The sequence below is a fragment of the Micromonospora sp. NBC_00617 genome (genome assembly GCF_045161355.1).
GTDB lineage: Bacteria > Actinomycetota > Actinomycetes > Mycobacteriales > Micromonosporaceae > Micromonospora.
This window is the reverse complement of the sequence record NZ_CP107751.1, coordinates 2,624,735-2,638,048: the sequence shown is the minus strand read 5'-3', so window position 1 is coordinate 2,638,048 and position 13,314 is coordinate 2,624,735. Positions and strand designations below refer to the sequence as shown.

The 13,314-nt window shown below is 74.4% G+C and carries 15 protein-coding genes; 4 read left to right on the top strand and 11 right to left on the bottom strand.

Going from position 1 to position 13,314, the window contains the following annotated elements; genetic code table 11:
• Nucleotides 1-103: 103 nt before the first annotated feature.
• Nucleotides 104-1,402: an MFS transporter gene (locus OG505_RS12120; RefSeq protein ID WP_405433235.1), complete on the top strand. Its 1,299-nt coding sequence runs from the start codon at nucleotides 104-106 to the stop codon at nucleotides 1,400-1,402.
• A gap of 8 nt (nucleotides 1,403-1,410) precedes the next feature.
• Here OG505_RS12120 and OG505_RS12115 read toward each other — a convergent pair whose 3' ends face one another.
• Entirely contained in the window at nucleotides 1,411-1,830 is a 420-nt protein-coding gene (locus tag OG505_RS12115) for a YchJ family protein (RefSeq protein ID WP_405433234.1), read from the bottom strand.
• Between the two features lie 44 nt (nucleotides 1,831-1,874).
• A complete protein-coding gene (locus OG505_RS12110) occupies nucleotides 1,875-2,645 on the bottom strand; it encodes an SGNH/GDSL hydrolase family protein (protein WP_405434476.1) in 771 nt (256 codons plus the stop codon).
• Nucleotides 2,646-2,734: 89 nt separating this feature from the next.
• Between OG505_RS12110 and OG505_RS12105 the strand changes: the two genes are divergently transcribed.
• The gene (locus OG505_RS12105) at nucleotides 2,735-3,448 is read left to right on the top strand and encodes an MBL fold metallo-hydrolase (protein ID WP_405433232.1); all 714 of its coding nucleotides are present in this window, start codon (nucleotides 2,735-2,737) and stop codon (nucleotides 3,446-3,448) included.
• A 145-nt stretch (nucleotides 3,449-3,593) separates the two neighbouring features.
• On the opposite strand, the gene OG505_RS12100 is transcribed toward OG505_RS12105, so the two are convergent.
• The 3 genes from OG505_RS12100 to OG505_RS12090 all read right to left on the bottom strand — a co-directional run bounded on the left by OG505_RS12100 (nucleotide 3,594) and on the right by OG505_RS12090 (nucleotide 5,038).
• The gene (locus OG505_RS12100; protein WP_405433231.1) at nucleotides 3,594-3,740 is read right to left on the bottom strand and encodes a hypothetical protein; all 147 of its coding nucleotides are present in this window, start codon (nucleotides 3,738-3,740) and stop codon (nucleotides 3,594-3,596) included.
• 105 nt (nucleotides 3,741-3,845) lie between these two features.
• On the bottom strand, nucleotides 3,846-4,457 hold the full coding sequence (locus OG505_RS12095; RefSeq protein ID WP_405433229.1) for a class F sortase: 612 nt from the start codon (nucleotides 4,455-4,457) through the stop codon (nucleotides 3,846-3,848).
• Nucleotides 4,458-4,543: 86 nt separating this feature from the next.
• Nucleotides 4,544-5,038 (bottom strand): hypothetical protein, encoded by a 495-nt coding sequence (locus OG505_RS12090; protein WP_234591483.1) that lies wholly within the window; start codon nucleotides 5,036-5,038, stop codon nucleotides 4,544-4,546.
• Between the two features lie 309 nt (nucleotides 5,039-5,347).
• On the opposite strand from OG505_RS12090, the gene OG505_RS12085 reads away from it, so the two are divergent.
• Nucleotides 5,348-6,619 (top strand): lycopene cyclase family protein, encoded by a 1,272-nt coding sequence (locus OG505_RS12085; protein ID WP_405433226.1) that lies wholly within the window; start codon nucleotides 5,348-5,350, stop codon nucleotides 6,617-6,619.
• 10 nt (nucleotides 6,620-6,629) lie between these two features.
• Here the strand turns inward: OG505_RS12085 and OG505_RS12080 are convergent, their stop codons facing one another.
• Nucleotides 6,630-7,739, bottom strand: a complete 1,110-nt coding sequence (locus tag OG505_RS12080; RefSeq protein ID WP_405433225.1) for a serine hydrolase domain-containing protein — start codon at nucleotides 7,737-7,739, stop codon at nucleotides 6,630-6,632.
• A gap of 111 nt (nucleotides 7,740-7,850) precedes the next feature.
• Here OG505_RS12080 and rnhA point away from each other — a divergent pair, with 111 nt between their 5' ends.
• Entirely contained in the window at nucleotides 7,851-8,324 is a 474-nt protein-coding gene (gene rnhA, locus OG505_RS12075) for a ribonuclease HI (protein ID WP_007459445.1), read from the top strand.
• Between the two features lie 243 nt (nucleotides 8,325-8,567).
• Here rnhA and OG505_RS12070 read toward each other — a convergent pair whose 3' ends face one another.
• From OG505_RS12070 to OG505_RS12050, 5 genes are all read right to left on the bottom strand, one after another.
• Nucleotides 8,568-8,804, bottom strand: coding sequence for a preprotein translocase YidC (locus tag OG505_RS12070; protein ID WP_405433223.1), 237 nt, complete (start codon nucleotides 8,802-8,804; stop codon nucleotides 8,568-8,570).
• A 39-nt stretch (nucleotides 8,805-8,843) separates the two neighbouring features.
• A complete protein-coding gene (locus OG505_RS12065) occupies nucleotides 8,844-10,064 on the bottom strand; it encodes an MFS transporter (protein WP_405433222.1) in 1,221 nt (406 codons plus the stop codon).
• A 120-nt stretch (nucleotides 10,065-10,184) separates the two neighbouring features.
• The gene (locus OG505_RS12060; RefSeq protein ID WP_405433221.1) at nucleotides 10,185-11,066 is read right to left on the bottom strand and encodes a pentapeptide repeat-containing protein; all 882 of its coding nucleotides are present in this window, start codon (nucleotides 11,064-11,066) and stop codon (nucleotides 10,185-10,187) included.
• Between the two features lie 76 nt (nucleotides 11,067-11,142).
• A complete protein-coding gene (locus OG505_RS12055) occupies nucleotides 11,143-12,249 on the bottom strand; it encodes a DUF5919 domain-containing protein (protein WP_405433220.1) in 1,107 nt (368 codons plus the stop codon).
• A gap of 232 nt (nucleotides 12,250-12,481) precedes the next feature.
• Nucleotides 12,482-13,288: an SDR family oxidoreductase gene (locus OG505_RS12050; RefSeq protein WP_405433219.1), complete on the bottom strand. Its 807-nt coding sequence runs from the start codon at nucleotides 13,286-13,288 to the stop codon at nucleotides 12,482-12,484.
• Nucleotides 13,289-13,314: the final 26 nt, after the last annotated feature.

Sequence of the window (13,314 nt, the reverse complement as noted above, 5' to 3'; positions counted from 1 at the left end):
CGGCATGACCTGGCGACATTGATCCAATGCCGTAGGCCGCACCCGTGGACCGCCACGGGCACCGCACGTCCGGTGTCCGTCTCCACTCCCACGGGAAGGCCCCATGAGCCACCTCGCCTCGCGCGTACCCGACCCGGCGGTCCGCCGGCTGTCGGTGACCCTCTACGGGTACGCGTTCCTCAGTGACCTCGTCCTGCTCTACCCGCTGTACGTGGTGCTCTTCGCCGACACCGGCCTGTCGGTGGGGCAGATCTCGTCGCTGTTCGTCATCTGGTCGGCCGCCGGCATCCTGTTCGAGGTGCCGTCCGGCGCGTGGGCCGACGTGGTGTCGCGCCGGCTGCTGCTGTGCCTCGCCCCGCTGGTGACCGCCGCCGGCTACGCGCTGTGGGTGCTGCTCCCGTCGTATCCGGCCTTCGCGGTCGGGTTTCTGTTGTGGGGCGCCGGCGGGGCGCTGGTGTCCGGCGCCCTGGAGGCGCTGGTCTGGACCGAACTGGACCGGCTCGGCGCCGTCGGCCGGTACGCCCGGGTGCTCGGTCGGGCCCGGACGGCGGGTGTGCTGGGCGTGGTGGTCACCGGGGTGCTCGCCGGCCCGGTGCTCGCCGTCGGCGGGTACCCGGCGGTCGGCGCGGCAAGCGTGCTCGCCTGCCTGCTCGCCGCCGCCGTCGCGGCCCGGTTCCCCGAGCACCGCCGGCCGCCCGGCGCGGCACCGGCACACCCCGCGCACGACCCGCCGCCGGGCGTGCCGCCCGTCGCCGCGGTGCCCGGCGACCAGTCGCCCGATTCGGCGGCACCTGACGACGACGGCGACCTGACCTGGTGGGGCACGCTGCGGGCCGGCGTGGCACAGGTCCGCGCGCGGCCCCCCGTACGGGCGGCCGTGCTGCTGGTCGCGGTGGTGGCCGCCGACTGGGGCGCGCTGGACGAGTACACGCCGCTGCTGGCCGTGGACACCGGCGTCGGCGCGCAGGCCGTGCCGCTGCTGCTCCTGCTGTTGTGGGCCGGCGTGACCGTCGGTGGGCTGCTCGCCCCGGCGGGGGAGCGGTTGGGCCGCCGGGGTTACGCCGTGCTGCTCGGTCTGGTCGCCGTCACGCTGGCCGGGGGCGCGCTGGTCCGGCACCCGGCCGGCTTCGCGCTACTCGCGGTGGCGTTCGGCGCCGCGCAACTGGCCACCGTGCTGGCCGACGCGCGGTTGCAGGCCCGGATCACCGGCACCAGTCGGGCCACCGTCACCTCGCTGGCCGGGATGGCCACCGACGTGCTGATCATCGGGACGTACGCCGGTTACGGTCTCGTCGCCACGGCGGCCGGCAACGCGGTGGCGTTCGCGGCGGCGGCCGGGGCGTACGTCGTCGTGGCGCTGGCGCTGCTGGCCCGCCGGCGACACCCCGGACCGACACCGTGACGCCGGAGTCAGGGCTGGTCGCCGTCGAGGTAGACCCATCGGCCGTCCTCGCGGACGAACCGGCTGTGTTCGGTAAGCGTGCCCGGCCGACCCGCCTCGCGGTAGTGGGCGTGGAACGTCACCGTGCCGGTGGCGTCGAGCAGGCCACCGCGCTCGGTCTCGACGATCTCCAGCCGGGTCCACCGCTGCCCCGGGGTCAGCTCCAGCCGGGCGGGTCGGGTCGACGAGTGCCAACTGCGCAGCAGGTAGCTGGCGTCGCCGAGGGTGAAGGCGCTGAACCGGGAGCGCATCAGCGCCTCGGCCGTCGGCGCCTGGGCGGTGCCGCCGTGGACCGGCAAGCAGCAGTCGGCGTACGCCTGGCCGGAGCCGCACGGGCAGAGCCGTCCGGTCGTCGCGTTCGCCCGCCGGCCACCCGTGCCCTTGCCCATCCCGCCATCCTGCCGCACCGCCGGCCGCCCCGAGCGGCCGGCCGTCAGCGGTCCAGCGCCACCGGCAGGGGCACCGGCCGTTTCGCGACCCGGTCGTCCCCGGACGACCGGCCGCGCAGGTGCCGGGCCACCCAGGGCAGCAGGTGCCGGCGGGTCCAGGCCAGCTCGGCGCCGAGCACCTCGGCGCGGCGCCGCAGTGGCGCCGGCGGCAGCGGCGCCGTCCAGGAGTCGTCGAACCCGGGCAGACCCGCGGTGTACGCCAGCGCGGCGGCGATCCGCGCGTGCCCGGCGCTGTTGGCGTGCAGCCGGTCGTCGCTCCACAGCCGCGGATCCGAGGCGACGGGATGCGCCCCCAGGTCCAGCAGCGTGGCCCCGGTCTGCGCGGTGGCCGCGCGCAGGGCCGCGTTGAGCGCCAGCATCCGGCCCCGCAGCGGCCGGGCCAGCGGCATCACCGGCGCCGGGTCCGGCATGGTGAAGGTCAGGACGGTGGCGCCCTGCCCGACGAGTGCCCGTTGCATCGCCGCGACGTCCTCGGCGACCTGGTCCGCGTCGAAGGAGGGGCGCAGCACGTCGTTCATGCCGGCGACCACGGTGGCCAGGTCGGGGGCGAGATCGAGGGCCGGCTGGAGCTGCTCGGCGCGGATCCGCGCGGTGGTCCGGCCACGGATGGCCAGGTTCGCGTACTCCAGCCCGCCCTGGGCGCGCGCCACCGCCAGGGCGAACCGGTCGGCCCAGCCCCGGTAGCCACCGTCGCCGTCGGGATCGTCGAGCCCTTCGGTGGTGCTGTCGCCGATCGCCACGTACCGCTGCCACATCACCCGGGCGAGGTTAGCCCCCGTCCGGACGGCGGCGGGCCGATGGTCGACGGGCAGTGATGGTTGACGATTGTCCCTAGACTCGCGCCATGACGCGTTCCCCCGCGATACCGCTCGCCCCGAACGCCTGGCGGATCCCCACCGTGGGTCGTTCGGCCGTCAACTCGTACGCCTTCGTCGACGACGACGGCAGCGTCACGCTCGTCGACTGCGGGCTGGCCAAGGCGCCGGCCCGGATCGTGCGCGGGCTGGCCGCGATGGGCAGGACCCCGGCGGACGTCACCCGGATCGTGCTGACCCACGCGCACCCCGACCACGCGGGCGGCGCGGCCGAACTGGCCCGCCGCACCGGCGCCCCGGTGGCCGCGCACGCCGACGACGTCCCGTACGCCGAGGCCGGCCACAACCCGCCCGCCGACCCGGCGGTGACCGGCGGTCGGTTCTTCACCCGGGTGGCCGGCGGTCGGTTTCCCGCCGTGCGGGTGGCGCAGCCGCTCGCCGACGGCGACGTGCTCGACGTCGGCGGCGGCCTGCGGGTGGTGCACACCCCCGGGCACTCGCCCGGTCACGTGTCGCTGCTGCACGAGCCGACCCGGCTGCTGATCACCGGGGACGCGCTGTTCAACGTGCTCGGCGTCCGGTGGTCACCGAGGTTGCTGTGCAGCGATTTCCGGATGACCCGGCAGACCTCCCACGTGCTCGGGGAGCTGGAGTACGACATCGCCGCGTTCACCCACGGCCCGGAGCTGACCGACCGCCCCCGGGAACGGATCCGCGCCTTCCTGAGCCGGACGCCCTCCTGACCCGGCGCCGATCTTGCACTTACTGTCCCCGCATTGCCGGCAAAGGGTGCGTATCGGCGACAGAAAGTGCAAGATCGCTGAGGAAGGGGTCAGAGCCAGCCGGAGCGGCGGAACAGGCGGTACAGGGCGAGGGCCGCCGCCGCCATCAGGGCCAGCGCGCCGGGCGAACACCGCCGGCGTCCGGGTTGGACCGGCGGGGCGTGGGAACCTCTCCGCCGGGGCGGCCGAGCAGCCGCCGGGCCAGGGCGCGTACGCCACGGCCGGCCCGGTCCCGTACCGCTCGCTGATCCACGACGCGCCCCCCTCCCGCGCACCGACGCGGCCACGGTGCTCGCAGGGCATGGTGCCGCCGGATTCTGCCCAGTGGCGTCCGGCTCCCGACAGCGGGGTCCTCGCCTCAGGCGGTGCGGGTGGCGAAGACGACGATGTTGTCCACGTAGTTGCCGGTCGAGTCGTCGAACCGGCCGCCGCAGGTGACCAGGCGCAGTCCGGCGGCGTCCGCCGGGCCGTAGACCAGGCCGCTGGGGAAGCGGTCCTTGGGGTACGCGTGGACGCCGTCCACTGTGAACGTGGTGACCCGCGCGTCGGCACGGGTGACCTGGATCTCCTGGCCGGCGCGCAGTCGACCCAGGTCGAAGAAGACCGCCGGGCCGGCCGGGGAGTCGACGTGTCCCACCAGGACGGCGTTGCCGGTCTCTCCGGGGCTGACCCCGTGCCGGTACCAACCGGCGAGGGTCGGTTTGTCCAGCGGGGGGACTTCCAGCACCCCGGCGGCGTCCACGCCGACGGGGACGATCTCCGCGCGTACGCCGATGGCCGGGATCTGGACTCGGACGGGCGCGGCGCGCGAGAGCGGCGCCAGGTCCGGCGCGGGCCGGGTGCGTGTCGGCGCGTCGGCCGGCGGGCGTGGGGGACGTGCCGGCTCGGCGGTGAGGCCGACGGTGATCAGCCCCAGCCCGGACACGCCGAGCAGGGCGACCACCGCCGGCAGGGTCTGTCGCCTCCACACGTGCTGACCTCCGTAGGGATCGTCGGATGCCCGTGCCGGTGTCACCGGCACGGGCATCCGTCCTCAGGGATGGAGCGCGTCGCCGGTCAGGCGACGGTGGACACCGGACGACGCCGGCGGAACAGGACCACCGCGCCGGCGGCGGCGGTGCCGAGCAGGGTGCCTCCGGCGGCGAGGGCGCCCGCGTCACGACCGTCGCGGTTGTCGCCGCCCGAGCCGGCCGGGGCGCCCCCGATCGGGGTGACGGTGAACGTGGCGCTGCCCGCCGAGCTGCCGTCGCCGCAGGTCGCGGCCACCGTGTACGTGCCGAGGGTGAACCCGGCGGTGAACAGTTCGGCGCTGAGCCCGCCGCCGGCGGCGGCGGTGGTGGATCGGACGTTCTGGTCGCGGTTGGGTCCGGTGACGCGGAAGATGACGTCACCCGACTTCGGGTTGCAGGTCGTCGCGGTGAGTACGACGGTTCCCCCGACCGGGGTGGTGGCCGGTGACACGACGGTGTCGGCCAGTGCGGCGCCCGGCAGCAGGAGCGTGCCGAGGCCCACGCCGAGCGCCGCCGAGCAGAGTGCTGTTGAGACCTTCATACGCGTCTTCCCTCACTTTTCGTCCGCTGACTGCGTGGGACGTCGTTCGGGTGGCCAACTCCGTGACTAGCACCGGTGTGCCCAACACTAGGTCGGTTGGGACCTCGATCAGGTGAAAATGAGAAACCTTCGTTGCCGTCACGTGTCCACCCGAAGGCGGGGGAGAGCAGCGCTTACGCCCGGACGGCCCGAGGGTGCCGGTGCTCCGATCGATGTCCGCTCGGGTCGGGCTGTCACTCCTGGGCCGATGGCGAGGTATGGCCGGCGACGGCGGAAATAGGCCCACGCGACGCACGGCCCGACCGGACGGTGTGGCAGCGTGGTGCGGTGACCGATTCCGCCCCGCTCGACGTCGACCTCGCGCTGCTCGGCGGCGGGGGCGCCGCCGCGCTGCTGCTCGCCGCGCTGGACCGGCACGGCGTCCGCGACCTGCGGATCGCCGTCGTCGACCCGGTGCGCAGGCGCGGCCAGGACCGCACCTGGGCATTTTGGGGCGACCCGAGCGCCGACCTCGACCCGCTGCTGAGCGCGAGCTGGCGGCAGGTCGAGGTGGCGACGTCCGCGCGGCGCCGCGTCCTGGACCTGACCCCGCTGCGGTACGCCATGCTGCGCTCCGGCCCGGTCTACGACCGGGCTGCCGAGGCCGAGCGTCGGCTGGACGCCATCCGAATCGTCGCCCCGGCCGAGACGGTGGCCGACGACGGCGCCCGGGTGGTCGTCCGCACCGGCGACGGGCGTGTCGTACGGGCCGGCTGGGTGCTCGACTCCCGCCCCCGCCCACCCGCGCGGGCGGGGCGGACGACCTGGTTGCAACACTTCCGCGGCTGGTGGCTGGAGTCCGACCGCCCCGCGTTCGACCCCCGGCGGGCGGTGCTGATGGACTTCCGCACCCCGCAGCCCGCCCGGGGCGTCTCCTTCGGCTACGTGCTGCCGGTCAGCGACCGCTACGCCCTGGTCGAGTACACCGAGTTCGCACCCGACCTGCTCACCGACGCCGGGTACGACAGGGCGCTGGCCGACTACCGCGACCTGCTCGGGCTCGACCCGGCGGGGCTGCGTGTCCGCGAGGTGGAGAACGGGGTGATCCCGATGACCGACGCGCCGTTTTCGGCCCGGCCCTCGCCCCGCGTCGTCCGCCTCGGCACGGCCGGCGGCGCGACCCGCCCCTCCACCGGCTTCACCTTCTCCACCATGTACCGCCAGGCCGACCAGGTGGCCCGCGCGCTCGCCGTCGGCCAGCCGCCGGTGCCGAAGCCCGCGTACCCGGCCCGGCACCGCTGGATGGACGCGGTGGCGCTGCGCGCGCTGGACCGGGGCGGCGTCGGTGGTCCCGAATTCTTCGACCGGCTCTTCGACCGCAACCCGCCCGAGCGGGTCCTGCGCTTCCTCGACGGGGTCACCACCCCCGCCGAGGAGATCGCGATCATGAACTCCACCCGACTGCTGCCGATGATCGCCGCCACGGCCGGCGACGCGGCGCACCGCGTGCGCGACCGGCTGCGGCCCGCCCGGCCCGCGCCGGCCATCCCGGCGGCAGTGGTGGGCGGGCCGCTCCGGCCCGTCGCCGACCCGGAAACCTGACCCGGGCCGGTCAGCGCTTCGCGGTCACCCGGTCGCGGATCAGCACGCGCAGGTCCTCCATCGGGTCACCGTCACCGGCCCCGAGCAGCGTCTTCGTCGCCGCGATCGTCAACCCCAGCTCCGGGTACGCGTACGCGAGGCTGCCGCCGCTGCCGGCCGCGCCGAACGAACCGTCGTCGTCCACCGCGTACCCGAGGCCCCAGGTCGTCTCCTGCCCGAACACCCACTCCGGACCGGGCGGCCCGTCCAGCGTCGCCGCCTCCCGCATCCGGGTCGGCGAGATCAGCCGGACACCCTCCACCTCGCCGATCAGCGCCGCGAGCATCCGCGCGGCCGCCCGGGCGGTCATGGTGCCGGTGGCCGGCACGTCGGCCGCCAGGACGTCGGCGCGGCTGCCGATCTGCGCACCGGGCCGGACGCCGGGCGGGGCGACCCGGTCGAAGTTCGGCAGGTTGGCGCTCGCGTAGTCGAACAGCGCCGCCATATTGCGGTCCTCGACACGGGCCAGCCGGCCCAGCTCGGCCGCCGGAACCCCGAGGTACAGCTCGTCGGCCACGCCGAGCGGCCCGGCCACGTCCTCGGCGAGCACCTGGGAGATGCGTCGGCCGGTCACCCGGCGGACCACCTCACCGACCAGCCAGCCGAAGGTCCACGCGTGGTACGCCTTCACCTCACCGGGCGGCGCGATCGGCGCCGCGTCGGCCAGGATGGCGCACATCCGGTCCCAGTCGGTGAAGTCCTGCGGCGTCACGTCGGCGGGCAGGGCGGGCACGCCGGCGGTGTGGGTGAGCGCGTGCCGCAGGGTGACTTGATCCTTGCCGTGCCTGGCGAACTCCGGCCACACGTCGGCGATCCGCAGGTCGTAGTCCAGTTCGCCGCGCTCGGCCAGCACGTGCACCACCGTCGAGGTGAGGACCTTGCCGGTGGAGGCGCTCCAGATCGGAGTGTCGGCCCCCAGTTCCCGGCCGGTGGCCCGGTCGGCGACCCCGGCCTGCACCGTCAGGATCGGCACGCCGTCGAGGTACGCGGCGACCTGCACCCCGGATTCGCGTCCGCTGACGATCAGCTCGTCAATCATCTGCCGTACGTCGGCCCGCAGACCGTCCCAGTCCCCGTCCACGGTCGTCGACTCTGACAGACCAGGCAGCGATCGCGCGCATGATTTTCGGCGACCCGCGTGGCGGCCCCCCGACGGGCCAGCGCCAGGTCACCGCCCGGTAGGTTGCCTGCCATGGTGGATGCGGCGGCCGGCAGGGGCGTACAGATCTGGACCGACGGGGCGTGCAGCGGCAACCCCGGGCCGGGCGGTTGGGGCGCCCTTCTGCGCTACGGCGACCACGAGCGGGAGCTGTGCGGCGGCGAGGCCACCCCGACCACCAACAACCGGATGGAGCTGATGGCGGCCATCCAGGCCCTGGAGAGCCTGAACCGGCCGGTCACCGTGGAGCTGCACACCGACAGCACCTACGTGCGCAACGGCATCACGAGCTGGCTGGCGTCGTGGAAGCGCAACGGCTGGCGGACCGCTGCGAAGCAGCCGGTCAAGAACGCCGACCTGTGGCAGCGGCTGGAGGCGGCCTGCGAGCGGCACGAGGTCACCTGGCTGTGGGTCAAGGGGCACAACGGTCACCCGGAGAACGAGCGCGCCGACGGGCTGGCCAACAAGGGCATGACCGAGGCTCGGGCGGCGCTGGCGAGCCGCTAGACGAGTAAGTCCCCACTCAGGACTGGCCGGGGTTGCGGCGAGGGACGCTGGCCAGCGCCTTTGGCTGCCCGCCGTGTCGATGTGCTGTTGAGCCGTATACCTCAGAGGTATGAATATGACTCTGAGGTATACCGCTCACGACTGCATCCGCCCCCCACGGAGGTCACCGACGGTCACCGACGCCGCCGGCGGCGCCCACCGCCCCAGCCAGGGTCAGGACTTAATCCTCTAGGTCCGCACGAATCAGCGGGTCGCGTCGGGGTGTCCCGGCATGCTCGACCCGCCGCCGCTGCTGCCGGACGAACCACCGGCGACACCCGAGTTGTCGGGCTCGGTCACGATGTCCGGCCTGACGTCGGTGTCCGCCGGTGCGGGCACCTCGGTGTCCGCCTCGACCTGCGCCAGTGGCACCTGGCCGGCCTCGTCCTCGCTGTGCTGCGGGTCGCCCGGCTGCTCACCTTGGCGATTTCGGTAGCCCACGCCGTGCCCCCCGTCGATGCCGGTCCGCGTCGGCGGTGGCTACCCGGCGTCGTCACTTGCGAAACCTCGCCCAGCGGCAGTCGCCGGTTCGGTGAGCGGGGCCGGCTCCGGCGCGGCGCTCGGCAGGCGCAGCGACCTCCGGCGGGTGAGCGCGATGGCCGAGGCGAGCACCAGGGCCGCGGACACCACCAGGAAGCCCGGGGTGTTGCCGACGTGGTCGGTGACCGCCCCGGCGGTGGCGGAGCCGATGGCGAGGCCGATCTGCCCGGCCGTCTGCAACCAGCCGTACGCCTCGGCGAGCTGGGTTGTCGGGGTGGATCGGGCCAGGAGTTCGTCGGTGACGGCGAGGAACGGTGCCAGCGCGAGCCCAAAGACCGCCAGCGCGACGGCCATCTGCGGCACGGTCCGGGGCAGTGGCAGCGCCAGCGAGGTGAGCGCCAGCGTGCCGACCAACGTCAGGTAGGCGCCCCCGGGGGTGCCGGGTCGACCTCGGCGCGCCAGTAGCAGGCCGCCGGCCAGGCTGCCCACCGACCACACGGTGACCAGCAATCCGGCCTGGTCCGGGTGCCCGACCGTGGTGGCGAAGGCGGGGACCAGCACCCACATGCCACCGATGCCGGCCATGTAACCGATGTGGGTGCTCAGCATGGTGCGCCGGGTACCCCGGCCGGAGGTCGCGGCCCGGCCTGCGGCAGCCCGGACGTCGACGGTGTGGCGGGGCACCACGAGGACGGTGCCGACCAGTCCCGCGGTGCCGATCGCGGCGAAGGTCAGCAGCGCCCCGGCCGGTCCGCTGACCAGCAGACTCAGCGTCACCGCGAGCGGGCCGCCCACGTACAGCAACTCCTGCCCGACCGCGTTGACGGCGTACGCGCGGCTCAGCGCGGGGGCGGGGACCATGCGGGCCAGCTGGGAGCGTCCGCTGCCGAGCACCGGAGGTGTGCTGAGCCCGGCCACGGTGGCCAACGCCACGAACACCGCCGGGCTGGTGGTCACCGCCAGGGCGACCAGGGCGAACAGGTGGACGGTGCCGGTGCCCAGCAGCACCGGTCGATGACCGATCCGGCCCAACAGCCGTCCGACGAAGGGTGCGGTGAGCGCCAGACCGATGCCGCAGCCGGCGCTGGCCGCTCCGGCGGTGGCGAAGCTGCCCGTGTTCTCGTGGCCGAGCAGCACGACGAGCAGCTGGCGCATCGCCACCGGTAGTTGCGCCACGGTCATCAACACGATGAGCAGGGCCGCTCGCCGAGGCAGGTTCACGACTGGTGAATCTAACCGAGGACGGCGCGGTCGACCTGCTGGGCGGGCTGCGGCCGGCCGGGTGTGGCGCCGGCCGGAGCCCGCCGGTGCCCGCGTACCGCGCCGCTCGTCGCACCGCCGTCAGCGGCGGCGACCCCGGCGGGTCGGGGCGGCGGCCCGCGCGGGGCGGCGCACCGGCGTGAGCGCCAGCGCCGTCCAGTGCGCCGGCCGGGTCAGCGTCGCCGGCAGGCCGGTGCGCACGTCACCCCGGGCGGCGTCCAGCTGGGCCTGGTGCAGGAACAGGGTGGCTCGCAGGTCCGCGCCGCGCAGATCGGCCCCGCGCAGGTCGGCGCCCGTGACGTCGGCCAGACCCAGGTCGACGCCGCGCAGGTCGGTGCCGACCAGCAGCGCGCCGCGCAGGTTGGCCCGGCGTAGGTCCATCCGGCGCAGGTCCGCCCCGAGGAGCTGCGCGCCCCGACGGTCGATCCCGCCGGGAGAGCGGGCCGCGTCACTGGCCTGCGACAGCAGCGGGTTGACGCGGGCCCGGTGCGCGTCGACGTCCACGGCGCGCAGCCGCGCCGGATCGCCGTCGGCGAGTGCGGCGATCTCGGCGCGGGCGTGATCCAGCTCGGCGCGCAGCGCGGCCGGTGGGCGCAGCGACACCGCCTCGCCGAGATACCAGAGCAGTTCGTGCAGCGGGCGCAGCACCGTGAACGCCTCGGCCATCGCGGGCAGGGTCTCCGGGGCGTCCCGCCAGTCCCGTCCACCGAAGGTGACCTGGGCGACCTGCTGCCCGGCCCCGAAGCAGTCGAAGACCGTGCAGCCGGCGAACCCCCGCTCCCGCAGCTGGGTGTGGATGCCGCAGCGGTGGTCCGGGCGCAGGTTCGGGCAGGCCCGTCCGGCCGGCTTGTCGATGGCGAAGTCGGCCGACGCGGCGAAGGCGGGAACCACGCAGCACAACCCGAAACAGCGCGCGCAGTCGGCGCGCAGACGCGCCGACGGCGGCGCGGGATCTGTCGACACGAGGTAACGCCCTCCTGGCGATCGAGGTGGCGACCCCCATTGTCCCGCGTCTCGGCCCGACCCAGCGGGTCGGGGGTCACCGTCCGTGCGCGTCGCCGGTCCCCCCGGAGCGGGGAGCGGGGGTACGCGAACCATCCGGTGGCGGCACCAACCGGCGGATCTCCCGCTGCCCGTCGCCGCCGCCGTACTTCTGGTCGAAGTGCCGGCGTACGATGACGGCCGAGGTGCGGTCCCCGTCGACCGGCTCGGCCAGGGCGAACACCCCCGGGGCGCCGCCCGGCGCGCGCGGCGGCAGCACGGCCCGCACGGTCAGCGGCCCGGTCACCTTGAACACACCGCAGTCGACGTAGTGCTGCCCCTCCACGCTCACGTAGGGCACCTGCACCTCGACCACGTCGGAGTCGTCGTGGCGCAGCGTGACGGCGACCGACCAGTACCGCTCCAGGTTGACCGTCGCCTGCTCGTGCTCCCACAGCTCCTCGAACCGGGCGTGCACGAACCCGCCCCAGGGGCTGTCCATGTCGACCTCGAGCTGGGGCACGTTGAACGACAGTTTCCCGATCGGGAAGAACGAGATCAGCGCCCGGCTGTCCCACTGGTAGAGCTGGATGGACGGGGACGCGTCGTAGAGCCGAACCTGCAACCGGTGCCGCAGTCGGGCGTCGAGCGAGTCCTGGAACAGCGCCAGGTGCCGCAGGTTGGTGCGGATCTGGCGCGGCACGTCCACCCGTTGCCGCTCCAACTCCTCCGAGCGCTGCTGCGCGGCCGTGCAGTCCGGGTCCAGCAGGAGCAACTGCACCTGCGCGCCGTTGGTGAGCGCCGCCCGCACCCCCCGCAGCGCCTCCTCGCGTTGCGTGTCCTCCAACAGGATCGTCCAGGTGTCGAGGATCCGCACCCGGCGTCCGGAGCGGTGCAGCCGGGTCACGAAGGCGTGCTGGTCGAAGCTCAGGTGCTCCTGCACCCGCGCCCTGCGGGCCTCCTCGAACAGCGGGTCGAAGATGACGTACGAGATGGCCGCGAGGACCACGCTGGAGCCGATGTTGAGCAGCAGGTCGCTGAGGAAGCCGCTGCTGCGCCAGGCGGCCAGCAGCATCACGAGGGCGATCCCGAGCAGCGCCCCACCGACGCCGAAGGCACGTCGTTGTCGGCCGCCACGGTCGCCCCGACCAGCCCAGTCGGGCATCCGGTCCCCTTCCGTCCTGGCCCCACCGATCATCGAGATGCGGAGGATACGTGCCGGCTTTGCCGCTCGCTGTCCTGTTCGCGACCGACGCCTTCGTCGACCGGGCCGCCTGCACCGCTTCAAAAGTGACGGTAACGGGGTCGGGCGACTGCGGAGGGTGGCGGTGGGGTGTTCGTCGTCCAGTTCGCGTACATCGTCCGCACGTCCAACGGGCGACTGGGCTGACGAGCGCTCAGACCCGTCGCCAGTCGTCGTTGGTCAACGCGGCGGCCTGCGGACCCATCAGCAGCATGCCGCCGTCGACGGGCCAGGACGCCCCGGTGACGTAGCTGGCGGCGGGGGAGGCCAGCAGCGCGACCACGGCCGCCACCTCCCGGGCGTCGCCGGGCCGTCCCACCGGCACGCCGGGCCGGTCCTGGGTGAACGGGTCGACGTCCTCCTGACCGGTCATCGGCGTGGCGATCTCGCCCGGAGCGACGGCGTTGACGGTGATCCCGTCGGCGGCCAACTCCTGAGCCATCACCCGGGTCAGCAGTCCCAGGCCCCCCTTCGCGGCGCAGTACGCGGCGGAACCCACCCGGGGCGCGTGCTCGTGCACGCTGGTGATGCTGATGATCCGTCCCCCGGCGCCGACGGCCCGCATTCGTCGCGCGGCCCGCTGCGCGCACAGAAAGGGCGCGTCGAGGTCCACGGCGAGCACTTCGCGCCACTGGTCCCAGCCGGTGTCGACGAACGGCGTCGAGGCGCCCGTGCCGGCGTTGTTGACCAGCACCCCGATGCCGCCGAGCCGGTCGGCCAGGTCGTCGATCACCGCCGCCGCGTCCGGCAGGCGGGTGAAGTCCACCTCGGCGACCTCGCACCGCCGCCCGGTGGCGCGGACCTCGGTCGCGGTCCGCTCGGCGCCGTCGGGGTCGCCGTACCAGGTGATGCCGATGTCGAAGCCGGCCTCGGCCAGGGCGACCGCGCTGGCCTTGCCGATGCCGGAGTCCGCGCCGGTGACCACGGCGATCCTCGGGTAGTTGTCGTATCGCTGGGGCATGGCTGCGCAGTACCCCGACCGGGCGC